The organism is Flavobacterium sp. A45 (assembly GCF_002001005.1).
In the GTDB taxonomy this organism is placed as follows: Bacteria; Bacteroidota; Bacteroidia; order Flavobacteriales; family Flavobacteriaceae; genus Flavobacterium.
Map to the genome: position 1 here is coordinate 114,618 of NZ_MUNX01000065.1, position 20,998 is coordinate 135,615.

At 34.4% G+C, this 20,998-nt stretch carries 26 protein-coding genes; 3 read left to right on the top strand and 23 right to left on the bottom strand.

Translation table 11 applies throughout. From position 1 onward, the window contains the following. Window positions 1-85: 85 nt before the first annotated feature. From B0E44_RS06510 to B0E44_RS06575, 14 genes are all read right to left on the bottom strand, one after another. Window positions 86-754, bottom strand: coding sequence for a PolC-type DNA polymerase III (locus tag B0E44_RS06510; RefSeq protein ID WP_077371800.1), 669 nt, complete (start codon window positions 752-754; stop codon window positions 86-88). Then, window positions 754-2,673 carry a DUF294 nucleotidyltransferase-like domain-containing protein gene (locus B0E44_RS06515; RefSeq protein WP_077371803.1) on the bottom strand — a complete coding sequence of 640 codons (1,920 nt, stop codon included), beginning with the start codon at window positions 2,671-2,673 and terminating at the stop codon, window positions 754-756. Before B0E44_RS06515 ends, B0E44_RS06510 begins: the two co-directional genes overlap by 1 nt. 50 nt (window positions 2,674-2,723) lie before the next feature. Beyond that, complete coding sequence (gene nrtS / locus B0E44_RS06520; RefSeq protein WP_077371806.1) at window positions 2,724-2,954, bottom strand: nitrate/nitrite transporter NrtS; 231 nt, start codon at window positions 2,952-2,954, stop codon at window positions 2,724-2,726. A 1-nt stretch (window position 2,955) separates the two neighbouring features. After that, entirely contained in the window at window positions 2,956-3,726 is a 771-nt protein-coding gene (locus B0E44_RS06525) for a TerC family protein (RefSeq protein ID WP_077371809.1), read from the bottom strand. Window positions 3,727-3,768: 42 nt separating this feature from the next. Beyond that, on the bottom strand, window positions 3,769-4,143 hold the full coding sequence (locus B0E44_RS06530) for a DNA topoisomerase IV (RefSeq protein WP_077371812.1): 375 nt from the start codon (window positions 4,141-4,143) through the stop codon (window positions 3,769-3,771). 231 nt (window positions 4,144-4,374) lie between these two features. Further along, the gene (locus B0E44_RS06535; RefSeq protein WP_077371815.1) at window positions 4,375-4,950 is read right to left on the bottom strand and encodes a DUF1572 domain-containing protein; all 576 of its coding nucleotides are present in this window, start codon (window positions 4,948-4,950) and stop codon (window positions 4,375-4,377) included. Window positions 4,951-4,976: 26 nt separating this feature from the next. Further along, complete coding sequence (locus tag B0E44_RS06540; RefSeq protein ID WP_077371818.1) at window positions 4,977-5,969, bottom strand: YhcG family protein; 993 nt, start codon at window positions 5,967-5,969, stop codon at window positions 4,977-4,979. 47 nt (window positions 5,970-6,016) lie between these two features. Then, a complete protein-coding gene (locus tag B0E44_RS06545; RefSeq protein WP_077371821.1) occupies window positions 6,017-6,589 on the bottom strand; it encodes a pentapeptide repeat-containing protein in 573 nt (190 codons plus the stop codon). Next, a complete protein-coding gene (locus B0E44_RS06550; RefSeq protein ID WP_077371824.1) occupies window positions 6,589-6,807 on the bottom strand; it encodes a DUF6095 family protein in 219 nt (72 codons plus the stop codon). The genes B0E44_RS06545 and B0E44_RS06550 overlap by 1 nt, the downstream gene beginning before the upstream one ends. A 3-nt stretch (window positions 6,808-6,810) precedes the next feature. Continuing rightward, the gene (locus B0E44_RS06555) at window positions 6,811-7,272 is read right to left on the bottom strand and encodes a hypothetical protein (RefSeq protein WP_077371827.1); all 462 of its coding nucleotides are present in this window, start codon (window positions 7,270-7,272) and stop codon (window positions 6,811-6,813) included. A gap of 19 nt (window positions 7,273-7,291) precedes the next feature. Then, complete coding sequence (gene murQ, locus B0E44_RS06560; protein ID WP_077371829.1) at window positions 7,292-8,104, bottom strand: N-acetylmuramic acid 6-phosphate etherase; 813 nt, start codon at window positions 8,102-8,104, stop codon at window positions 7,292-7,294. Between the two features lie 354 nt (window positions 8,105-8,458). Next, entirely contained in the window at window positions 8,459-8,884 is a 426-nt protein-coding gene (locus tag B0E44_RS06565; RefSeq protein ID WP_077371832.1) for a hypothetical protein, read from the bottom strand. Between the two features lie 438 nt (window positions 8,885-9,322). Beyond that, entirely contained in the window at window positions 9,323-9,991 is a 669-nt protein-coding gene (locus B0E44_RS06570; RefSeq protein ID WP_077371835.1) for a ZIP family metal transporter, read from the bottom strand. Between the two features lie 169 nt (window positions 9,992-10,160). Beyond that, window positions 10,161-10,925, bottom strand: a complete 765-nt coding sequence (locus B0E44_RS06575) for a bifunctional 2-polyprenyl-6-hydroxyphenol methylase/3-demethylubiquinol 3-O-methyltransferase UbiG (protein ID WP_077371838.1) — start codon at window positions 10,923-10,925, stop codon at window positions 10,161-10,163. 122 nt (window positions 10,926-11,047) lie between these two features. Between B0E44_RS06575 and B0E44_RS06580 the strand changes: the two genes are divergently transcribed. After that, a complete protein-coding gene (locus B0E44_RS06580; protein WP_077371841.1) occupies window positions 11,048-12,220 on the top strand; it encodes a class I SAM-dependent RNA methyltransferase in 1,173 nt (390 codons plus the stop codon). A 35-nt stretch (window positions 12,221-12,255) separates the two neighbouring features. Next, window positions 12,256-12,492 (top strand): hypothetical protein, encoded by a 237-nt coding sequence (locus tag B0E44_RS06585; RefSeq protein ID WP_077371845.1) that lies wholly within the window; start codon window positions 12,256-12,258, stop codon window positions 12,490-12,492. 87 nt (window positions 12,493-12,579) lie between these two features. Here the strand turns inward: B0E44_RS06585 and B0E44_RS06590 are convergent, their stop codons facing one another. The 6 genes from B0E44_RS06590 to B0E44_RS06615 all read right to left on the bottom strand — a co-directional run bounded on the left by B0E44_RS06590 (window position 12,580) and on the right by B0E44_RS06615 (window position 17,685). Beyond that, window positions 12,580-13,410 (bottom strand): DUF6048 family protein, encoded by an 831-nt coding sequence (locus B0E44_RS06590; protein WP_077371849.1) that lies wholly within the window; start codon window positions 13,408-13,410, stop codon window positions 12,580-12,582. Then, entirely contained in the window at window positions 13,382-13,921 is a 540-nt protein-coding gene (locus B0E44_RS06595; RefSeq protein WP_077371852.1) for a DUF6452 family protein, read from the bottom strand. Before B0E44_RS06595 ends, B0E44_RS06590 begins: the two co-directional genes overlap by 29 nt. Window positions 13,922-13,957: 36 nt before the next feature. After that, window positions 13,958-15,370: a 23S rRNA (uracil(1939)-C(5))-methyltransferase RlmD gene (rlmD, locus tag B0E44_RS06600; RefSeq protein WP_077371855.1), complete on the bottom strand. Its 1,413-nt coding sequence runs from the start codon at window positions 15,368-15,370 to the stop codon at window positions 13,958-13,960. Between the two features lie 79 nt (window positions 15,371-15,449). After that, on the bottom strand, window positions 15,450-15,914 hold the full coding sequence (locus B0E44_RS06605) for a hypothetical protein (protein WP_077371858.1): 465 nt from the start codon (window positions 15,912-15,914) through the stop codon (window positions 15,450-15,452). 231 nt (window positions 15,915-16,145) lie between these two features. After that, window positions 16,146-16,556 (bottom strand): hypothetical protein, encoded by a 411-nt coding sequence (locus B0E44_RS06610; protein ID WP_077371861.1) that lies wholly within the window; start codon window positions 16,554-16,556, stop codon window positions 16,146-16,148. A gap of 70 nt (window positions 16,557-16,626) precedes the next feature. Further along, window positions 16,627-17,685, bottom strand: a complete 1,059-nt coding sequence (locus tag B0E44_RS06615; protein WP_077371864.1) for an AI-2E family transporter — start codon at window positions 17,683-17,685, stop codon at window positions 16,627-16,629. A 207-nt stretch (window positions 17,686-17,892) separates the two neighbouring features. Here B0E44_RS06615 and B0E44_RS06620 point away from each other — a divergent pair, with 207 nt between their 5' ends. Beyond that, complete coding sequence (locus B0E44_RS06620; RefSeq protein ID WP_077371867.1) at window positions 17,893-18,303, top strand: OsmC family peroxiredoxin; 411 nt, start codon at window positions 17,893-17,895, stop codon at window positions 18,301-18,303. Between the two features lie 263 nt (window positions 18,304-18,566). Here the strand turns inward: B0E44_RS06620 and B0E44_RS06625 are convergent, their stop codons facing one another. The 3 genes from B0E44_RS06625 to cysM all read right to left on the bottom strand — a co-directional run bounded on the left by B0E44_RS06625 (window position 18,567) and on the right by cysM (window position 20,997). Further along, a complete protein-coding gene (locus B0E44_RS06625) occupies window positions 18,567-18,995 on the bottom strand; it encodes a hypothetical protein (RefSeq protein ID WP_077371870.1) in 429 nt (142 codons plus the stop codon). Between the two features lie 13 nt (window positions 18,996-19,008). Further along, entirely contained in the window at window positions 19,009-19,995 is a 987-nt protein-coding gene (locus tag B0E44_RS06630) for an aldo/keto reductase (RefSeq protein WP_077371873.1), read from the bottom strand. 111 nt (window positions 19,996-20,106) lie between these two features. Further along, window positions 20,107-20,997, bottom strand: a complete 891-nt coding sequence (gene cysM, locus B0E44_RS06635; protein WP_077371876.1) for a cysteine synthase CysM — start codon at window positions 20,995-20,997, stop codon at window positions 20,107-20,109. Between the last annotated feature and the right edge of the window lies 1 nt (window position 20,998).

The window sequence follows — 20,998 nt, forward strand, 5'->3', positions numbered from 1 at the left end:
ATGGCCAAAATGAGGATTGCTATATTAGTTATCTCTCGGAATTTAGTATAACTTATCGATAAAATGATATTTATTGGGCTGAGTTTTACCTAAACAAATCTCTTAAAGTAAATTCTGTTTTCCCTTTTAGATCTTTTAATTTTTTTACAATTTTAAGGAAAGCAATAGCTGTTATATAAGCGTCTCCCATTGCGGTATGGCGGTCTTTTTTTGAAATGTCAAATTTATCGGCGAGGTCATCCAAAGCGTATTTTTCCTTTCGTTCCAAGAGATTGGACATTATGAGCGTTTTTTTATAAAGATATGCAGTATCCAATGTTTTGTTGGTTAACAGTGGAAGTCCATTTCGCTCCAATGCCCGATTAATCATTGTGACATCAAAAATAGTGTGATGAGCAATGATAATGGAATCTCCCAAGAAAGTCAAAAATTGCTGTAATACTTCTGCCTCACTAGGTTTTTTTATGACCAAATCTCTTAGAATACCATGAATTTGAACACTATTTTTGTCATAATGTTCTTGTTGTATGTACATTTCAAAACTTTCAGAAATGGCAATAACACCATTTTTCAAAGTAATCGCACCTATGCAAAGCATTCGGTCATTGTCATAATCAAAACCAGTAGTTTCAGTGTCTAGGACTACAAAACGGGTGCTTTCTACGCTGTTAAGAAGAACTTCATCAATTGGTTTTTTAGTTATTTTTAAAAAATCAAATAGTATGGCTTTCCATTTTTCAAAAAAGTTCATCATTACAATATATTTGAGGGATTAAATCGTATGGAAATAATTTCTTGTATTTCTTTAATAGTTTTGAAGGTACTCTTAAGTTTTATTTTCTCAAGTTTTGTGAGGTCACCAAGAGCAATATATTGACCGGAATCATTATGTAAAAGTCCTTGTTTCGTTCTGAATTTCAAAAGTACTCTGTAGGAATAGGAACAAGCCAAGTACAATTCTTTATTGTGTGGTTCTAATTCGGCTAATTTTTCAAAACGTTCAGGAGTATTACTGATTGATTTTACAGCATGTGATAGAATTAATACTCGTGCGGCATCACTCAAAGGCATTAGTGCCCTTCTTTTGATATCAAATGTATCTTTATTTGCTCCATCTTGTTCCAATAAAAAATCTCTAAAAAAACCAGTTGGGGAAGGGCTTTGCAAAGCTCCGCTTACTAAGTGAAGGTAAAATACAGGATTTGCCTTGATGTCTTCTAAAATAAAATCGGAGAGCTTGTTTACAAGTTCGCTGTCACCGTAAGAGAGGCTGTAATCAAAAAATATAAAAGACAGGAGAACTTCATCTTTTCCAGTATTTGTGATCCAATGGTGTACTAGTTTTTTCCATTCTTCCAAACTTAGACACCATTTTGGATTGGATGCCATCATTTCGGCAGGACAATATTCATAGCCAATTTCAAATAATCCTTTGTTGACATGTGATGCCAATTCCAAGAAGTATTTTTTAGTCTTTTCTTTTAATTCGTCGGCTACATCTTCATAAACCAATGCATTGTCTTGATCGGTTTGCAGTAACTGTTCGCTTCGCCCTTGACTTCCCATGGCCAACCAACCAAATTTTGCCGGTGGCGGTGTACTCATTTTTTTTAGTGCAATGGCTATAACCTGCTGAATACAGACATCATTTAATTCGGTAATGATTTTTGATGTCAGTGTTATAGGAATGTTTTGATCCAGATAGCCTTGCAGTAACTGCATGATACTGGCTCGTATCGGTTTTATTTCCTTGTATTTTTTGGCTCTTTTTACTGCTTTTATCAATACTGCTGGATTATTTCCTAACGATACCATCACGTCATGTTTAGAGAGAATTCCAACAGCTTTGGTATTTGGCGTACCGTCTTTAGTTAAACATATATGGCTGATGTTACTTTTCATCATCGCCATTTGCGCTTGTGTTGTGGTCAACTTTTTAGGATAGGTAATAACCGGGCTGGTCATGATTGTGGATGCAGCAGATGTAATGGGATACTCACCGGTAACAATTTTATTTCGTAAATCCTTATCTGTAATAATACCAATAGGAAGCTTATCTTCAACTACAAGTACCGCGCCCACATTTTTTTTGGTCATTATTTGGGCAATCTCTTTGGCTGTGGTTATTGACGAACAGGTTATTATTTTTTTTGAATATTTTACAGGCTGGATATCCAGTATTTTGGGATTAGTATCCAATAGATCTCCTGCTAAGGTTTCTCCATAGAGTTTTCCTCTATAGCTTTCGGAATAAGGATTATGTGTGTTAGAAGCGAAACTTTGAATTAAAAAATCCCCAACATTTTTATTGACTAAAGCATAGGGTCTGAAAATGTCTATAGGAATTGCATAGAGGATCGTTTCTTCATAAGCTCTGGCTTCCATTTGGTAATTTTCGTTTGCAATAAGAGGCCTTAGTCCAAAAATATCTCCTTCGTCGCACATATCGATAGTGTCGTTTTTTATTCCTTTTCTAAGTGCAACAGCGCCTTTATGAACGACATAAAAGGAGTCGTGGGTTTCGTCGTTTTCGGCAAAAATTACGCTGTCTTTTTCTTTATAAATAATCGAAATCTGTTCCGAAAGCACTTCAATATCATTCTGATTTAAAAAAGTGAAAGGAGGGAAGTTCTTTAGGAAATCGGCAACTCTATGCGAAATAGTATTTTTCATCGGATGAGAATAATGTTTTTAACTAAAATATATTGTAAAAAAAAACACAGTTACTTTTCTGTAACTGTGTTTTTAGCTTTTGTTTTTTCGAATGATTTTGATGCTAATGTTGATGAATATAAAGAAACACAAAACGGTGTTATGTATGTCAATACAATTCTTAAAATATTTTTAGACGTAAAATTACTTTCCAAAATCACATCATAACTGTTAATCGTGTTTAAAATAGTCCCAACTACAACACTTATAATCAAGGCATTTTTTATGTTTTTAGAAAGCATATTATTTCTTTTTGGCCATTTTCATATTTAATATTTCTACAAATAAAGAGAACGAGATAGCAAAGTATAAATAACCTTTTGGAACAGGAGTCACGTGGCTTCCAAAAATAAGAGCATTTGACAAATGTGCACTTTCTGTCAACAACATGAACCCTATCAAAATCAAAAAGGACAATCCCAAAATTTGTATCGATGGATGCTTATTTACAAAATTTCCGACTGGAACAGCAAACTGCATCATTACCATAACTGAAATAACAACAGCAGTAATCATGATGATCAAAGCGCCCTCAACACCGTTAGTCATCCCGACTGCAGTCAGAATACTGTCAAAAGAGAAAACCAAGTCAATCATTATAATCTGCAGAATAACACTTCGAAAAGACTTCGTTGCAGCTTTGCCCAATTCTTTTTCTTCATGACCCTTTTCATCGACTTTTTCCCGAATTTCATTAGTGCTTTTGTAAATCAGGAACAAACCGCCAAATAATAAAATAAGACTCTGACCAGTAATTCCGGCATGCAACCAGCTCCAATCAATGGTAAACCATGGTTTCTTCATTTGAGTTAAAAAATTTATCCCGAACAAAAGGGCAATCCGCATAAACATGGCTAAGAACATTCCAATTTTGGTTGCTTTTTTTCGGTCATTTATTGCTAGTTTTCCAGTTGCAATAGAGATGAAAATGATGTTGTCAATCCCCAAAACAATTTCAAGAAAAGTCAGTGTTAATAAGGCAATCCATGCGTCTGGGTTCAAGAATACTTCCATTTTATATTTTTAGGGTTATGTTTTTTTTTAAATCTAAATTCTTTAATCTGCAATCTTAACAACCGTTCCTTTTTGTTTAGCATCGTCACCAACCATTCCAAATTCAAAGGTATAGGAATTCTTTGAAGTTGTCAAGATTTTCATAGAAATTGCTTTCTCTTCCGCCTTATTTTTCGGGTGTTTCTTTTGTAAAACATATTCGCAGTCATTTACCCAGCGAACTTTTGAAGTATCTGTTTTTCCTTCAAAAGTTTCAATTTCAATACTGTCATTACGCTCAAAAACCGTTGTTTTTTTAACGCCGTCAATTTCGTATTCAAATTTAAATTTACCGGTTTTAAAATCGGTACAGTTGCGTTCTACATTATAACAGGACATTAACAGCAATAGGGGGGCGAGTAATATTGTTTTTTTCATTGTCTTTCGTGTTTTTTATTTTTATTAGAGCCTAATCCAGCTGTCCGTTACAACTCCTCGGTCTATCCTCTTTTTTTCTAATGCCACAAAAGGAGCTTCCGTTGGTCGCTCTTTTGTGACAAGAAAAAATAGAGTTTAGCCCTGCAGGGTTTTCACTTCCATCTGGGGCAAGTATTAGTCATTAACATTGATATTGCTTTTTGTCATTGCAATTGCTATTGAATTTTGTCTTTATTTCAATCTTCTAAATTCTTCTTCCGTAAAATTTTTAATCGTTTTCTCTTGTGCAAATTTATCTGCGTTATAATTATTCGATTTGTTTTTAGGAATTGATAAACTATTCCATTCATTATTTTTAAGTTGTTTGGCATAAAACACAATTTGCCCAACATGGTAAGGATAATGCGCCAGTTGTCTGTTGATGGCTTCAATAACCGTGTGCCCTTCATTCCTGATATAAATAATTTCCGAAAGCTGGTCAGGCTGTAAGCTGTCTAAAGCTCCCAAAAAGCAATCCCAGCCAGTATTCCAAGAAGCTAAAACTTCTTCTTTTGTCTGTAAATCATTTTCAAATTCACTATCCCGATTTCTAGTTTCTTTCTCTCCATCGGTAGTCAGGAAATCCGTCCAGCGCGACAGCATATTTCCAGAGAGGTGTTTTACAATCACTGCAATGCTGTTGGTATCATCATTTGCTGATGCAAAAAGCTGTTCTGGTTCCAATTGTTCCATTGCTTTTTCTCCCAACATTTTATAGTAGAGAAATTGCTTTTTTACACTTTCAAGATAGGATGTTGTTGCATTCATGGTTATTTAAGTTTGAAAACATTTTTTTAGTTGTATTTCTCGGGATCTAGTGACTCTAGAATTTCTTTCCATTTGCGTTGCAATAGTTCTTTACTTGGAAGTTTTGTTTGATAATCAGAGACTAATGTTGGCGAGACTGTTCTGCTTAAAGCATATTCTACAACAATATCATCTTTGCCGTTACATAATAATATGCCAATGCTGGGCTGTTCATGCGGTTTACGGATATCTCTGTCTAGTGCTTCGAGATAAAAATTAAGCTGTCCTAAATGTTCGGGTTTGAATTTTTCTATTTTCAATTCAATTGCTACCATACAATTTAGGTTTCTGTTATAAAACAAAAGATCAATTGCAAAATCTTGGTTACCTACTTGCAGAGGATATTCTTCACCCATAAAAGCAAAATCTCGTCCAAATTCCAATAGAAATTTTGTTATGTTTTGTGCAATTGCTTTTCTTAAATCTTTTTCTAAATGACTTTCGGGTAATTGAAGTAATTCTAAGACATATGTGTCTTTGAAAGTGTTTGTTACTTCTTTTGGAAAAACTCGCTCCATTGGTGCGAGTTTTGTATTGGCTAACATTACTCTTTCAAAACAAGAGGAATTTATTTGTCTCTGTAATTCTGCTTTAGACCATTTTTCTCGAATCGTCATTTTTATGTAAAACTCCCTTTCTTCAATAGACTTGCATGGCAAAATGATGATATTATTAGTCCAAGTTATTTCTCGCACCAGTGGTGCGAGTTTTGTAAAATCTTTGTAAGTCTCAAAAAACTGTTTCATTCTCCATATGTTTTGAGAAGAAAAACCAGTAATATTTGGCTCTGATTCTTGAATAAAAAGGGATAATTCTTTCACAACTGATTTTCCCCAAGCTTTCTTTTCCACTTGTTGGCTTATATATTCACCAATATGCCAATAAAGAGTTACTAATTCTTTATTTACAGCTTGGAAAGCATTTTCTTTTGCTTTGGATATAAGCGTTGTAATATGTGAAAATTGTTCTTGGAGTTCCATGAATTGAATTTTAAATAGCTACAATATACATAAGATTAAACAAACAATCACTCAATTTTTATATCATATTTATCCAAAAGCCCAGCAATTCCCTGACTGGAAAATTTAGCTTTTTTCATCGGGTTGAATTCGGGGTCGATTTTATAATTGTAAGCTGTAGTAAAATCAGCACCGGCCAAAAGAGTATCGTTAAAAATGGCATTGTCTAAATTACAGTTTCCAAAAAACGACTGAGTTAAATTGGTTCCTATAAAAGTAACTTCTTTCAAGGAACAGGAATTGAATTTGGTCTTTGGCATTTTTTTATTCGCAAAAGAGCTGTAGTCCAGCATGCAATCCTGAAATTGCACATTGAACAGAAAATCCTGACAAGACTGAAATTGAATCCCCATTAATTTACAGTTCTTAAAGCTTACAGTCTTCAGGCTGGACCCCCCCAATTGTGTCATCGATAAATTACATTCTATGAATTCACAATCCATAAAACTATTATTAGAAAAATCACTATTTGAGAAATCGCAGTTCTTAAAAACGCAATCTTCAAATTCACGATTGTTAATCTTCTTGCCAATATAGGTTACTTTTTCAAATGTTTTTTGAATGTGTATCAGGTCTTCCATTAGTCGTTAAATATGCCTTTCATTATTATTTTCAAACCTAAAAACATTAAAAACATAGAAGCTAAGCAAGCAATGATTCCTATGCCTAAAACCAAGTAATGCCAATTAGTATGCTGGTTCATAAATGCATTATAAATTACGGTTGGTCCAATAAACATAAGCGGTAAAGCTCCAGTTAAGTATTTGATTCCCTTGGCTAATAATTCTTTGTTTGCCATTTTTTAAAATTGAAATTGTAAGCCGTAACCACTTTGATTGGCAATTATATTTAGTTCAAAATTTGAATCGTCTGAGGCTGACTTTTTTAAGCCGTCATTATAAAGAGCAAGAGCATCATTTAGTTTTTTAGTTCTTCCTGATAGAACAGGAATGGAAGTGACTAATGAGGCTAGCCCAACATAAGTAAGTGGTGTTGGGTATTTCACATCTGCTGTTGCTCCTGTGATTAGGTCAGCCACGACTAAACCACCACCAAATCCAAGTAAAAAGCCTCCTACTGATCCTTTGGTTCTTGAAGCTTTGAAAAGGGCTAAAGCTTCAGTATTAGATGCTAATAATGTTTTGACTTCTTTATTTGAAAGTTGTTTTCCTTCTGCAAAAAAGCGACCTTTTTTGGTTGTTATTTCTTGTGAAAAGACTGTTGTGGAAAGAAGAATAGTAAATAGAGTAATTATTTTTTTCATTATTTTTTATATTGATAAATTATTGTTTCCAATTGTCAACTGCTTTTCGGACACTTCCATATTTTGCCAGCAATTCAGCACCTTGTTCATAGGTTACGGGAATTTCTCCCATAATCATTTTTACACCACGATCAACCAGTTTGCTATTGCTTAATTGCATATCGACCATTTTGTTACCTTTCACTTTTCCAAGCTGAATCATAGTGGCAGTGGTAATCATATTCAGAACTAATTTCTGGGCAGTTCCGGCTTTCATTCTGGAACTTCCAGTTACAAATTCAGGTCCTACAATAACTTCGATTGGGAATTTTGCCGTTTGCGAAAGCGGACTTCCGGCATTGCAGGAAATACTTCCGGTACTAATGTTATTTTTGTTGCAGGCCTGTAACCCTCCAATAACATAAGGCGTTGTTCCAGAGGCTGCGATTCCTACAACAACATCATTTTCGTTCACATTAAATGCCTGTAAGTCCAGCCAAGCTTGTGTCGCGTTATCTTCGGCGTTTTCTACGGCTTTGCGAATAGCGGTGTCACCACCAGCGATGATACCAACAACCAAATCAAATGGCACTCCAAAAGTAGGAGGACATTCGGAAGCGTCTAATATTCCCAAACGGCCTGAAGTTCCTGCTCCAATGTAGAATAGTCGTCCACCTAATTTCATTTTGGCAACAATTTCACTTACCAAAGTTTCTATTTGTGGCAAGGCTTTTTCTACTGCGAGAGGGACAGTTTGGTCTTCATTATTGATATTGGTAAGTAATTCTTGAACCGACATTTTTTCTAAATGTTCGTATTTGGAAGATTGCTCAGTGGTCTTTGTGAAGTTCATTATTCTGTTTTAAAATTGACAACTTTTGTGGGTTGGTAAAGTTAGGGAATTTTAAAACTTATCTATTCTGTGTTAAACGAAAAAAAAAGGTATAAAGGCCAAATTATTTTCACATAAGGCTACATTTTGCCAATAGCTGTATAATTAATCCAGGTAGTTGAATTATGATTTGGTTAGATATATTTTTTAATCGACATGAATAAATGAGATAAGCTCATGTCTTTAGGAAAAGGAAAGACAAGGCGGGGATATTTTAGAACGAAAATTTTTAACGTTAATAAAAAAGTTTCCTATTGATCAATGGTAACTGGAATTTATATGAAAAGCACAATAAAAAAGGGAAAGTTTTTTGGCTTATACACTCTTTAGAAAAGTGTCTTCTTCACTTTCGTCTTCTTTTTGTTGTTCCTCCTCATTTGATTCAATAAGTACATTGTGGAGGCGTTCGGCCATCTTTTCGATGCTATTGGTAATTGATTCGTAAACCAATTCCATTCTGCGGTGTTTCTCTTCTTTTACCGCTCGTAAAACATCTTCAACGAAAAATTTATCATATTTCTCGGCAACAGAATCACGTGTATTGGTCAATCGAATTACAGAATCATTACTCAATATGGTAACTTTAAAGTGTTGTTCTTCGTTACTCAAATAGTATTTACCGCCCAATTCATCACAATTGATGTCTGTTGAGCTGATTTTTAGCAACTCCGTAATTATTCCGAAAATATGATTTTCAATTTTCGAATATACTTTGGGCTTTCTTTTGAAAAAATTAAACATACAAATAGCTGTATATTAAGGGTTTTGAATAATTTTTCCGCATCTTTTTTCTCTAAGATAAATTTAGTAATGTTCTTGAATCAATTCTGCTATAGACAGAAACTTCTCAGTTTATAAATTCTGACAAATTAACAGTAATGTTTTTAATAATGCAAATTATTTAAATTAATTATATATAATCAAAATATTTATAAGAAAAAAGATATTTTTTAATAACAATTAGATAAAAGTAAATATATAGATTGGTTTTATCTTTATTGAAAAGGAATGTTGCTCTTTAGAGTGAATTGCGTGAGGGACAGGAGCTAGCTACCGAAGTAGCGCGGATTGCCCGACACCATAAAGCAAATGGACCAACTCAACAGTATGATGAGTTGGTCCATTTGCTTTATGGTGGCACGCCCAAATGATTTTTTTGTTTATTGATAAGTGAATTTTTTATAGCAAATAAGCTAAAACAATCCCGATTACAATCATCGATACTTTGGCAATATTGAATTTGTGGCCTTCACTGCTTTCAAAAATTATAGTTGATGAAATGTGGAACAGAATACCAATAACTACGGCGGTAATCTCTGTGTAATAGTCATTCAATTGCGGTATAAAGTCGGAGACAATAGTTCCCAGTGGCGTCATGATCGCAAAAGTGACCATAAAGAAAAAAATGGCTGTTTTATCGAGACTGGCATTGATAAAAAAGGTTGTCAAAATAATGGCAATAGGTAAATGATGGATGGCTATTCCTAGTGCTAGATCGTGATGATGACTTACTGGAAATCCTTCAAGAAAGGCATGAATGCAAAGGCTGATGAACAGCAACCATGGAATTTGGTACATTTTTGCATGACCATGAACGTGACCGTGCTCGGCTCCCTTGGAGAAAAACTCCAATATGATTTGAAACAAAATTCCCATCATTATAAAAAGTCCAATGTTATGATTGTGGCTTTCGTATACTTCTGGAAGTAAATGCATCACCGTAAGTGACAGCAAGAATGAACCACTAAACGCAAGTAATAGTTTGAGGTTGGTTTTGCTTTTAGGCTTTAAAAATAAAGCGATGAAATAACCAAGAAGTACAGACAGTAATGGTAATAGGTAATTCATGTTTCTTGTTTAATGGTTTAAATGTTTAAAAAAAGTTTGAAATTGTTTAAGAAAAGTTTGAGAGTTTAATTCAGTGTTATTTTAAGAAAAGCAATTTTTAAATCAAAAACAGCTTGTTATACAATTAAACATATTTAAACTTTTAAACAATTTTAAACTTCCCTAAAACTTATTTAAAAATCATAATTAATCTTTCGCTTTCGGTTTTGTGGAATTTTTTTAGTTTGTAATCGCCAAAAATATCCAACAAGAAAATACCGGCTTCTTCCATCATTTCTTCAAAATCTTTGAGGGTAAGAGCTTTTACTTTTTCAGTGAAATGAAAGTTGTGACCTTGGTCTGCAAAATCAATTTCTTTGTATATGTGTCCGTCTTTTAAATAACGTTTAATATGAAAATCGATTCCGTCCACGTGTTTTATTTCTTCGGGAACCAAAGTATTGAGTACATTGGTTACATTCATAAAATCGATTACGGCAAAACCATATTCAGTTAAGCTTTCTTTGATAGCTTTTAGTGTGGTGAGGTTGTCTTCGTCGTTTTCGAAATAACCAAAACTGGTAAACAGATTGAAAATTGCATCAAATTTATCTTCAAATGTTTCTCGCATATCATGTACCTGAAAATGCAAAGTTTCGTTGCTGTTTTTTTGCGCTTCGAGAATACTGTTTTCTGATAAATCGGCGCCAATAACGTTAAATCCCAATTGGTTTAAATAAATGGAATGACGGCCTTTTCCACAAGCCAAATCAAGCACTTTTGCTTTTTCGGGAAGATTGAGATAATGCGTCAGATTGTCCATAAACAATTGGGCTTCTCTATAGTTTCTTTCTTTGTAAAGGATATGGTAATATGGGCTGTCGAACCAAGAGGCAAACCAATTTTCAGGATTTGAATGGGTAATTTGTGTTTTGTTATTTGTGGAATCGGACATTTATTCTTTTTCAATTAATTTAAGTCCCGCAAATTTAGTGTATTTTTGCAGAAAATATACTATTTCAAACCGTTTAGGATGTTTGGAATACGCAATTTTAATATTGGAATTTATAAAGACAGATGGAGAATTTTAAAATGATTGCCAAAACCTTTTTTGGTTTTGAAGAAATACTGGCGAAAGAGTTAACACAGCTGGGTGCACAGGATGTGGAGCAGGGGGTGAGAATGGTGAGTTTTAAGGGAGATAAAGGTTTTATGTACAAAGCGAATTTGTCTTTGCGCACGGCTTTGAAGATCTTGAAGCCGATTTATTTTTTTAAAGCGAGAGATGAACAGGCATTATATAAAGGAATACGTGGGACGAATTGGTCTAAATACATCAACGCCAATCAGACTTTTGTGATTGACGCAACGGTGCATTCAGAATATTTTAACCACTCGGAGTTTGTGTCACAAAAATGTAAAGATGCGATTGTGGATCAGTTTCGTGAAAGAACAGGACAGCGTCCGAGTATTGATAAGGCTTTTCCTGATTTGAGAATCAATATCCACATTGACAAAGACCAAGTATCGGTAGCATTAGATACTTCCGGGAATTCATTGCACCAACGTGGATATAGAACGGCTACAAACATTGCTCCAATAAATGAGGTTTTGGCAGCTGGTATTTTGTTGCTTTCGGGTTGGGATGGACAAACTGATTTCTTGGATCCGATGTGCGGTTCTGGAACATTTTTGGCCGAAGCAGCGATGATAGCTTGCAATATTCCTGCGAATATCAACCGTAAAGAGTTTGCTTTTGAAAAATGGAACGATTGGGATAATGATTTGTTTGATAGTATTCAGGATAGTTTATTGAAGCGTGTCCGTGAATTTCATTATACGATAAAAGGATACGATAAAGCACCGTCTGCAGTTCAGAAAGCCAAAGACAATGTGAAGAATGCCAATCTGGATGAATATATTAAGATAGAAGAACAAAATTTCTTTGATACAGAGAAAACCTCTGAAGGGAAATTGCATATTGTTTTTAATCCACCATATGATGAGCGTTTGGATATTCACATGGAAGAATTTTATAAAAGTATTGGTGATACTTTGAAGAAAAATTATCCTGGAACGAATGCTTGGTTTATTACTGCAAACCTAGAGGCATTGAAATATGTTGGACTGAAACCTTCTCGAAAAATCAAACTTTTTAACGCAAGTCTTGAAGCTAGATTAGTGAAATATGAAATGTATGAAGGAAGTAAGAGGACGAAGTTTCAAAATGTACCCGAAGAGGGAATTTAATAATAGTGACTATCAACTTAAATATTATAAATAAAATGACAAAATTACAAGTAAGAGCATTTTTATACAACCTAGGATGTTTTGCTATATTATTTATCGCATTTCGTTATTTGGTAGAACATTACACCAATCTTTCTGGTTTTTGGATTCCGATGACTGCTTTTGTTGCAGGAACGCTTTTGTCCCCAAAATTTCAAGCGGCCAAAACCAAAGACGGTGAAAAACTATTCATGTCTTGGTTGTTTGTAAAAGGAATTAAGGAAATAGGATAATTGACTTAGATAGAAAAAAAACAAAAGGAGTAAAAATGAATTTATGGATTCAGTTTTACTCCTTTTTTATGAAATTAAATTTCAGTTTTATTTCTTCTTAGGTACTGTTTTTTCGGGTACAACTTTCTTTTTGTAAATAGGTATAAAATAGGCAACGGTATAGTTAAATCCCGCACCAAAATTACCATCATATGTTCGGTTGAATCCTGGAATATATAGGTTTTCAAAATTACCTGGCTCAGAATTGGTTACCAACATTTTCAATTGTAAACTAAAACCAACATAGATATTGTTGAATACTTTTACATTTACTCCAGCAGAGACTTCTGCCCAACTGGCGGTTAGTCCATCGTATTTTATTCCGGAATCTATAAGTGAAGATTGTCCGAAATAAGGATTTGGATTATATATTAGATAGTTGTTTAATTGTTCACTAAAAGTGCTAAAACCATAACGCACGCCCAGTGTAATAAGGTTTTCCATATCCAGCCAATTGGTGTAGGCATTATAGTTAAAACCCGCTTTAAGATAGGAACCTTTGGTTGTTGTACTCAATAATGGGTCTTCAATAGTAACCTCTTCACTGCCTATTTCTCCATATAAATAGTATTTTTTAGTTAATCGGTAATCCCCTGTAAATGCTATTCCAGTGTAATTGGAATCATAAAGGGAACGTGCAATTTTATTTATGTCAACACCTACAATTAAACCGTATCGGTCTGTTTTGGGTTTTATGGGGTCAGTTTGTAGAGTATCGATTTTTTTTTCAGGATTCTTTTTTGTTGCTGTAACACTTTTAGTTTCCGTAATTTTTACATCTTCTTGGATAGTTGTAGTAGTCGTTTTTTCTTGTGCCTGTACAAATAACAGTGACAATAAAAAGCAAATACTAAAAGAATATTTTAATAATTGTTTCATTTTCGTATGTTATGTTATTTTGTGCGACTATTACATATTGAATCCACATTTCATCGGCAGGTGTCGTATCTGTCAGTGAGAAAGGGTTAATTGGGTCTAAATTAAAAATGGTTTTAAAGCCACAGGCTCTAGAAACATACTTGTTTTCCCTTGTATATTTAAATTCCAAATTGTCGGTATTTTCCAAAAGAGGATTTTTGTTGTCGTAATTTAGAATAAATTGATATTTTACAATATCTGCAGTTGTATTCAATGGCAGTAATATACTGTTTCCGCTAGTTATATACTTACCTTCATTTACTCCTGATGGATTCAAAACGACTCCTTCGCTCATTCCTTCTCCAATAATTTTTAAATTAGTTACATTTTTCTTTAAGGAAGGATTCGAAATATCAAAAAACTGAATAAGCATTCTTGGGGTCGTGGGGGTATTTGGGTCGCAAATATCATCGGGTTCGCAACTGGAAGAGGCGAAACCAAGAATCATTATAAAAGCAAGTATTTTTTTCATATTTATTTTCTTCCCCTTCAGGGGTTAGGGGTAGGTTTATCGTCTTTCCAAAAGTACAACATTTTCAACATGGTGTGTTTGCGGGAACATATCCACTGGGCGCACTCGTGTAACCTTGTATTTTTCATCCATTAGTGCCAAATCTCTAGCTTGAGTAGCCGAGTTACAGCTTACATAAACTACTTTTTCAGGAGCAATTTTCATAATTTGTTCAATTACATCTTTGTGCATCCCATCTCTTGGAGGGTCAGTGATAATAACGTCTGGGTGTCCGTGTTGAGCGATGAAACTATCATTAAAAACAACTTTCATATCTCCAACAAAGAACTCACAATTAGTAATTTCATTGCGGACAGCATTTGCTTTTGCATCTTTAATAGCATCCGGAACACTTTCTACGCCAATAACTTTTTTAGCTTTTTTAGATACAAATTGTGCAATAGTCCCAGTTCCCGTATATAAATCATAAACGGTTTCATTACCGGTAAGTCCAGCAAAGTCTCTCGTTATTTTGTATAATTCATAAGCTTGATCCGAGTTAGTTTGGTAAAAAGATTTAGCGTTAATACTAAATTTCAAGCCTTCCATTTCTTCAAGGATATAATCTCTTCCTTTATACAATTTGATGTCGGTATCGTATAAAGTGTCGTTTGCTTTATTGTTAACCACATATTGTAACGAAGTAATCTGAGGAAATTTCGCGTATAAGTGATCCAAAATCAATTCTCTGTTGGCTTTGTCATTTTCAAAAAACTGAATCAAAACCATAATTTCTCCAGTAGAAGCCGTTCTCAGCATCAAAGTTCTTAGTAAACCTTCATGGGCTCTAGGATTAAAGAAAGTCAAACCATGCTCATTGGCAAAAGCGCGAACTTCATTGCGAATCGCATTCGATGGATCTTCCTGCAAATGACATTTATTAATGTCCAAGATTTTGTCCCACATTTTTGGAATATGAAAACCAAGTGCATTTCGGTTACCCAGATCTTCTTCGCTTCCAATTTCATCTTCGGTTAACCAACGGCTGTTCGAAAATGAAAACTCCATTTTATTTCTATAAAAAAACTGTTTTTCAGACCCTAAAATAGGTTCAAATTCAGGAAGTTCAATTTTGCCAATGCGCTGCAAATGATTTTTTACCTCATTTTGTTTGAAGAATAACTGTTGGCCGTAATTCATATTTTGCCATTTGCATCCACCGCAAACACCAAAATGCTCGCAAATTGGATCTACACGATGCTCCGATAATTCATGAAAATGAATCGCTTTACCTTCATAATAAGCCTTACGCTTCTTGAAAGTTTGCACATCTACTACATCTCCGGGAACAACGTTGGGGATAAAAACTACTTTTCCATCGGGAGCTTTTGCCACCGAAACGCCTTTTGCGCCAGCATCAAGGACTTTTATTTGATGAAAGACAACTTTGTCTGTATTTTTCTTTGCCATAGCGCAAAAATAAGGCTTTGGATTTATTTATGGATTTTAATTCTAATTTTTTTTACTAAAAATAAAAGCAGCTAACCGTTTACTCAAATTCATCTTTCCAGTCTTTGGTCGTAATCGCCGAGGCTTTGTTTTCAGAGTTCATCGTCACCCGAAGTTCCTTATTGGCTTTAGCATAATCAAAGAGCGCTTTAAATCTATAAATATTGGTATTATCAGTCTTATTTGGAATCATTTCTACAAATTCAAGATCTTTGAAAGCACCATATTTCAGACTGTATTTTGCGCCAATTTCTTTGACTTTTTTTACGGTAGAATTAGCAATAACCTTGTCAGTAGCTTCACTTTTTGTAAAAGGAGTAAATTTTGACGTATTGCAAGTCAACAAAATCCTTTTCCCCAATTCATAGGCTTTGTTTTTTTGAACTTCATCAACAGCACTGATTTCTGATGCTTCAACACTTTTCCCAATTACTTTTCCGTTGACAGTTTTAGTTTTACAACCAATAATCGATAACAGGCAGCATACTAGAATTACTTTTTTCATAATGTCATGAGTTTCTATGTGTCTCAAAGGTAGTGAAATAAAGCAAAGAAAATGTTCTTTTAATTTGTGCCTAATCCCGCTTTTCGCTACAAATCCTCGTTCTGGAAGCAATAACACTAAGCCAGGAAAGGAGCTTTCGTTGGTCGCTCTTTCCAAGCAAGTGTTATAATGCTTCCAGGACTCCGGGTTTTTCGCTACACTCGGGGGCAGGAGCTATGTGGTGGAGTTTTGTTAATTCTTAATTAAGGAGATCGTGTATAACAATGTTGGTTTTCCATTCACGCAATCAACCCCAGCTGGAGGTAGTATTATGTCACAGGTAGAAACAATTCCCCATTTTTTATTGTACGTATCTTGTGCTTTGGTGAAATTCTCAACTTTTTTTAGAAACTCTGGAACATTTATTTTTAAAGAGTACACAATAAAACCAGTAGAACCTCCACATGCTTTTGAGCCAATTGCGGTAAATGACCATTCCTCTGGGTTAGTGCATGGTGTAGTATTGACCATAGAGGTTGAAATAATTTCGTCATACATTTTTGAGAGGTTTTGATTTTCTGATTCTTTTGAAGAAGAATCATCGGTATTGCAACTGAAAAAGAAGAGACTAATTGCAATAAATAAAAATTTTATATTTTTCATAAGGGTTGTTTGATAACTAGATGCTTATGTGAAAGAATGGTTGCGTCTATTTAGTAAAATAAAGAATCCACTATTGTTTTCCATCACTTAATAATAATGATAGAGACTTAAGGCTTTCAGATCGATCCGCTATTAATTTTAAAATACTGATAAACGGAATGAATAGAATCATTCCCGCTGCTCCCCATAGTATTCCACCAGCAATTACCATAACCAAGATTGCAAGTGTGTTTATCTTCAAACGGCTTCCTACCGCATAAGGAAATATGATATAAGCTTCCAGTACTTGCACTAATAGGAAAACTGCAATTACTCCAACTGGATACCAAATGGAATTAAACGTAACCCAAGCTACAGTGATTGGTAACAACGACGAAACCATAATACCGATGTAGGGTATAAAGGTAAGTATTGATGCAGTAAAGCCGAAAAGAAACGGATAGGGAATGCCAATAATAAGAAGTCCAATACTATTCAAAAGCCCTACTATTACATAAACCACCAGCATCCCTTTTATGAATTTGTAATATTCGTGAATGGTTTCAACGATAATTTCACGAATCATTGCTTTTTTGTTTTCCGAAAAAATATGGTACAAAGCTTGAACCAATAATTTTCGATAAAACAATATTAGTGCCGAAAAAACAGGAACTATGATAAGATAAAATAGCGATTCAGAGAATGAATATAATGTGGTTTTTAAAAAAGTAAATATTTGTGAGCTGGAATTGTTTAACGCATTTTTTATGTAGGTCATTTGTTTTTCTTCGTTTACTCCAAATTGGTTGGTCAAAAATACACTCAACTGGTTTATGGTTTCTTCTAATTTTGTCTCTAAAGTTTGCCATTCATTTGAAAATTCTAAAATTTGAGAGAAAAGAAGAAACAGTATAACAGCAAATAGTAATGCTACTGTAATTAAGGAAATTCCAATCGCCACATTAAAGTTTAACCCTTTTTGTTCCATCCATTTACAAACAGGATAAAGTATAAAACTAATAAGCATGGAAAAACTCAGTGGTATGAATAGTGATCTTCCAAAATACAAAATTACCATTGCAATAAACAGGTACTGAAAAAGTTCAACAGCAGTATTTTTTTTTGAGGTATCGGAAGAGATTGGTTTCATATAAATTGTATTTTAACTGTTGTTTATTCTTTCGATTGATTTTTATGGTAAAGAATGTAATTAGTTGACTTACAAGTTACAAAATATTTTGGAGACAATATTTTTTTGTGTTAGCCATTATTAAATTTTAGTTAAATAAATCTGTTTTTGAAATCTGTTTTTTATTAAAAAACTAAATTTGAGTAAACCAATAAATACGAAAAAAACATGAAAAGAAATGCAACCGCAGTTTGGAATGGTTCCCTAATGGAGGGAGCTGGTAAATTAACCACACAAAGTACAACTTTGGAAAATACCCAATATTCATTCAAATCCCGATTTGCTGAAGGCATAGGTACCAATCCAGAAGAACTTGTTGCGGCAGCACATGCAGGATGTTTTACTATGCAACTCACTGCTTTTATTGGTGAAACCACTGCAGAAATTGATAGCATAGAAACAAAATGCGTTATTAATTTGGTAGATGGCACTATTATAGGCTCTCATTTAACTGTGAATGCTAAAATAAGTGGTGTCACAAATGATATATTTCAAGAATTAGTGACGAAAGCTGAAAAGAATTGCCCGATTTCAAAACTATTCAATACAGAAATTACAACTACAGCGACTTTGAATTAGTACGATGATAAGTATACAATAGGTGTAACATTGTTAATAAACAAAAGCTTCAAGCTTTCTTGGAGTTTTTGTTTATTTAGTCTGTATAGTTTAAAGTTAAAATTCTAAGTTTTTTGTTTGTTATTTCTTAAAAACTTATAAAGTAAATAGAATAAACGTCCAATAAATATAAAAAAGACTAATATTAAAATCTGCCATAAAAGCAATGACCATTCTATTTCGTTGATATGTTGAAGCATAATTTTTTTTTTGAAGCTAAAGTACTATTTTTTTTTAATATACTCGTAATTGACAATGGATAAAAAGTAAAATAAACTGTCGGCAGTAATTTTTCCTAAAATGATTCCAAGAAAATAATTTCCCGACAATATTGGCATCCAATACATACAAAACGGACGGATAAAAAAGAAATCCAAAACCGCGGGATAACCAAATTCGAGTAATAAATTTCGAATTAAGTACAGGATTCCCTTTAGAGTCGTTTTTTGATGCTGAAGTTGATGCCTTTTATATGACCTGTAAATCATAACACCATAAAAAGCAAAATATTCGGCAAACGTAATTATATAAGCCGTAATCAATCCGCTAAAAATTCTGCTGAATTGCGAAGCTAGTAAAGCGGCGCTTGTAGCAGCTAATTCTGAATACTTATAACGGTCAAACCACTCTTTGAAATTCGCTTTATTGAACATTTAAATTTCTATTTTACCAAAGCTGATGCACTTGCGGTTTGATATATTCCTCATAAATAGCATTCATCGCTTGGATTTTTTCGGGAGTCAGTTTTGGTAAATCATAAACAGAAAGATTAGACAAAACATGGCTTTCTTTTGAGGCTCCAGGAATAATACAGCTAATCTCGTTAAAACTAAGAATCCATTGCAGGGCAATTGGAGCCAAGTTTGTAGTTTCAGGGAAAAGTGCTTTTAGGGCTTCGACGGCTTTTAAACCCAACTCATAATTGATTCCAGAGAACGTTTCACCTTTGTCGAAAGCTGCTCCATCGCGATTGAAATTTCTATGGTCCTGTTCTCCAAAAGTCGTTTTAGAATCAAATAAACCAGTCAATAATCCGCTGGCAAGCGGTACTCTTGCGATAATTCCGATGTCTTTTTTCTGGGCTTCTTTGAGAAATAATTCAGAAGGGCGCTGACGAAAAAGATTGAATATAATCTGAATCGTTGTTACATTAGAGTATTCAATAGCTTTTAAGGCTTCTTCAACTTTTTCTACACTGACACCCAAATTCAAAATCTTTCCTTGATCTTTTAAACGGTCAAACATTTCAAAAATTTCCGGACGGTAAAAGACTTGGTTTGGCGGACAGTGTAGCTGAATAAGATCTAGGGTTTCCAATCCCATTCTTTTCAAACTGTCTTCTACAAATTTTTGCAATACTTTGGGTTGGTAACCTTCATTTACGTGCGGGTTAATGTGTCTACCGCATTTTGTTGCAATATAAATTCGTTCGGAACGGGAGCGTACCACTCTTCCCACAGCGATTTCGCTCAATCCATTTTCGTAAACATCGGCAGTATCAATAAAATTCACACCGTTATCAATGGCGGTATTAATTAACTCATCAGCGGTTTTATCATTAAAGGGAGAACCCCATTTTCCGCCTACTTGCCAAGTGCCAAGTGCTATTTCTGAAATATTGAAATTGGTTTTTCCTAGTTTGCGATAGTTCATTGTTTTTGTTTTAAGTTTCTAAGAGGCTAAGTTTCTGAGATGCTAAGATTTTGAGATACTGCGTTGCTTAGGTTTAAACTTAGAAACTCAGCATCTCAGAATCTTAGATCTTTATTCATCAAATAAATCCGAAGACAAATAACGGTCTCCACGATCGCAGATAACTGCAACCACCACACCAGATTCAAGTTGGTTAGCGATTTTTACGGCCACTGCAACAGATCCTCCGCTGCTCATACCTGCAAAAATACCTTCTTCCTTGGCAAGTCTTTTGGTCATTTCACGGGCTTCTTTTTCGCTGATATCAACAGTTAGATCCACTTTTGAGGCATCAAAAATCTTAGGTAAATATTCCTGAGGCCATTTTCTAATGCCCGGAATTTGTGAGCCTTCACTAGGTTGTGCCCCAATGATTTGAATATTTGGGTTTTTCTCTTTCAAATACGTTGAGGTTCCTATAATAGTTCCTGTAGTCCCCATAGCCGATACAAAATGAGTAACTGTTCCGTCGGTATCATTCCATATTTCTGGTCCTGTGGTTTTGTAATGGGCTTTCCAGTTGTCATTGTTTGCAAATTGATTCAGCATTACATAACCACCTTCGGCTACTTTTTGATCAGCATAATCTCTAGAACCGATTATCCCTAAACTTGCTGGCGTCTGGATAACAGTTGCACCATAAGCCTGCATAGTTTGCGTGCGCTCGATAGTTGAATCTTCGGGCAATACCAATTCGATTTCTATATTGAATAATTGAGCTATCATAGCCAAGGCAATTCCGGTGTTACCACTTGTTGCCTCAATTAATTTGTCTCCTTTTTTGATGTCACCTCTTTCGATGGCAGATGCAATCATATTGTAGGCGGCGCGGTCTTTTACACTTCCTCCTGGATTGTCTCCTTCAAGTTTCAATAAAAGTTTTACGTTTTTGTTTGCAACCAATCGGGTGGTTTCTACAAGTGGCGTGTTCCCGATTAATTCTACTAATTTATAGGTTTTCATT

What these genes read in the sequence shown, in the direction of transcription:
- B0E44_RS06555 (WP_077371827.1), bottom strand. Translation starts at nt 7,272, where the DNA reads ATGAAAAAAATAATTACTCTATTTACTATTCTTCTTTCCACAACAGTC.
- B0E44_RS06595 (WP_077371852.1), bottom strand. Translation starts at nt 13,921, where the DNA reads ATGAAAAAAATACTTGCTTTTATAATGATTCTTGGTTTCGCCTCTTCC.
- B0E44_RS06585 (WP_077371845.1), top strand. Translation starts at nt 12,256, where the DNA reads ATGACAAAATTACAAGTAAGAGCATTTTTATACAACCTAGGATGTTTT.
- B0E44_RS06610 (WP_077371861.1), bottom strand. Translation starts at nt 16,556, where the DNA reads ATGAAAAATATAAAATTTTTATTTATTGCAATTAGTCTCTTCTTTTTC.
- B0E44_RS06540 (WP_077371818.1), bottom strand. Translation starts at nt 5,969, where the DNA reads ATGGAACTCCAAGAACAATTTTCACATATTACAACGCTTATATCCAAA.
- B0E44_RS06590 (WP_077371849.1), bottom strand. Translation starts at nt 13,410, where the DNA reads ATGAAACAATTATTAAAATATTCTTTTAGTATTTGCTTTTTATTGTCA.
- nrtS (WP_077371806.1), bottom strand. Translation starts at nt 2,954, where the DNA reads ATGCTTTCTAAAAACATAAAAAATGCCTTGATTATAAGTGTTGTAGTT.
- B0E44_RS06580 (WP_077371841.1), top strand. Translation starts at nt 11,048, where the DNA reads ATGGAGAATTTTAAAATGATTGCCAAAACCTTTTTTGGTTTTGAAGAA.
- B0E44_RS06510 (WP_077371800.1), bottom strand. Translation starts at nt 754, where the DNA reads ATGATGAACTTTTTTGAAAAATGGAAAGCCATACTATTTGATTTTTTA.
- B0E44_RS06570 (WP_077371835.1), bottom strand. Translation starts at nt 9,991, where the DNA reads ATGAATTACCTATTACCATTACTGTCTGTACTTCTTGGTTATTTCATC.
- B0E44_RS06525 (WP_077371809.1), bottom strand. Translation starts at nt 3,726, where the DNA reads ATGGAAGTATTCTTGAACCCAGACGCATGGATTGCCTTATTAACACTG.
- B0E44_RS06620 (WP_077371867.1), top strand. Translation starts at nt 17,893, where the DNA reads ATGAAAAGAAATGCAACCGCAGTTTGGAATGGTTCCCTAATGGAGGGA.
- B0E44_RS06565 (WP_077371832.1), bottom strand. Translation starts at nt 8,884, where the DNA reads ATGTTTAATTTTTTCAAAAGAAAGCCCAAAGTATATTCGAAAATTGAA.
- B0E44_RS06515 (WP_077371803.1), bottom strand. Translation starts at nt 2,673, where the DNA reads ATGAAAAATACTATTTCGCATAGAGTTGCCGATTTCCTAAAGAACTTC.
- B0E44_RS06530 (WP_077371812.1), bottom strand. Translation starts at nt 4,143, where the DNA reads ATGAAAAAAACAATATTACTCGCCCCCCTATTGCTGTTAATGTCCTGT.
- B0E44_RS06535 (WP_077371815.1), bottom strand. Translation starts at nt 4,950, where the DNA reads ATGAATGCAACAACATCCTATCTTGAAAGTGTAAAAAAGCAATTTCTC.
- B0E44_RS06605 (WP_077371858.1), bottom strand. Translation starts at nt 15,914, where the DNA reads ATGAAAAAAGTAATTCTAGTATGCTGCCTGTTATCGATTATTGGTTGT.
- murQ (WP_077371829.1), bottom strand. Translation starts at nt 8,104, where the DNA reads ATGAACTTCACAAAGACCACTGAGCAATCTTCCAAATACGAACATTTA.
- B0E44_RS06550 (WP_077371824.1), bottom strand. Translation starts at nt 6,807, where the DNA reads ATGGCAAACAAAGAATTATTAGCCAAGGGAATCAAATACTTAACTGGA.
- B0E44_RS06545 (WP_077371821.1), bottom strand. Translation starts at nt 6,589, where the DNA reads ATGGAAGACCTGATACACATTCAAAAAACATTTGAAAAAGTAACCTAT.
- B0E44_RS06625 (WP_077371870.1), bottom strand. Translation starts at nt 18,995, where the DNA reads ATGTTCAATAAAGCGAATTTCAAAGAGTGGTTTGACCGTTATAAGTAT.
- B0E44_RS06575 (WP_077371838.1), bottom strand. Translation starts at nt 10,925, where the DNA reads ATGTCCGATTCCACAAATAACAAAACACAAATTACCCATTCAAATCCT.
- B0E44_RS06615 (WP_077371864.1), bottom strand. Translation starts at nt 17,685, where the DNA reads ATGAAACCAATCTCTTCCGATACCTCAAAAAAAAATACTGCTGTTGAA.
- B0E44_RS06630 (WP_077371873.1), bottom strand. Translation starts at nt 19,995, where the DNA reads ATGAACTATCGCAAACTAGGAAAAACCAATTTCAATATTTCAGAAATA.
- rlmD (WP_077371855.1), bottom strand. Translation starts at nt 15,370, where the DNA reads ATGGCAAAGAAAAATACAGACAAAGTTGTCTTTCATCAAATAAAAGTC.
- cysM (WP_077371876.1), bottom strand. Translation starts at nt 20,997, where the DNA reads ATGAAAACCTATAAATTAGTAGAATTAATCGGGAACACGCCACTTGTA.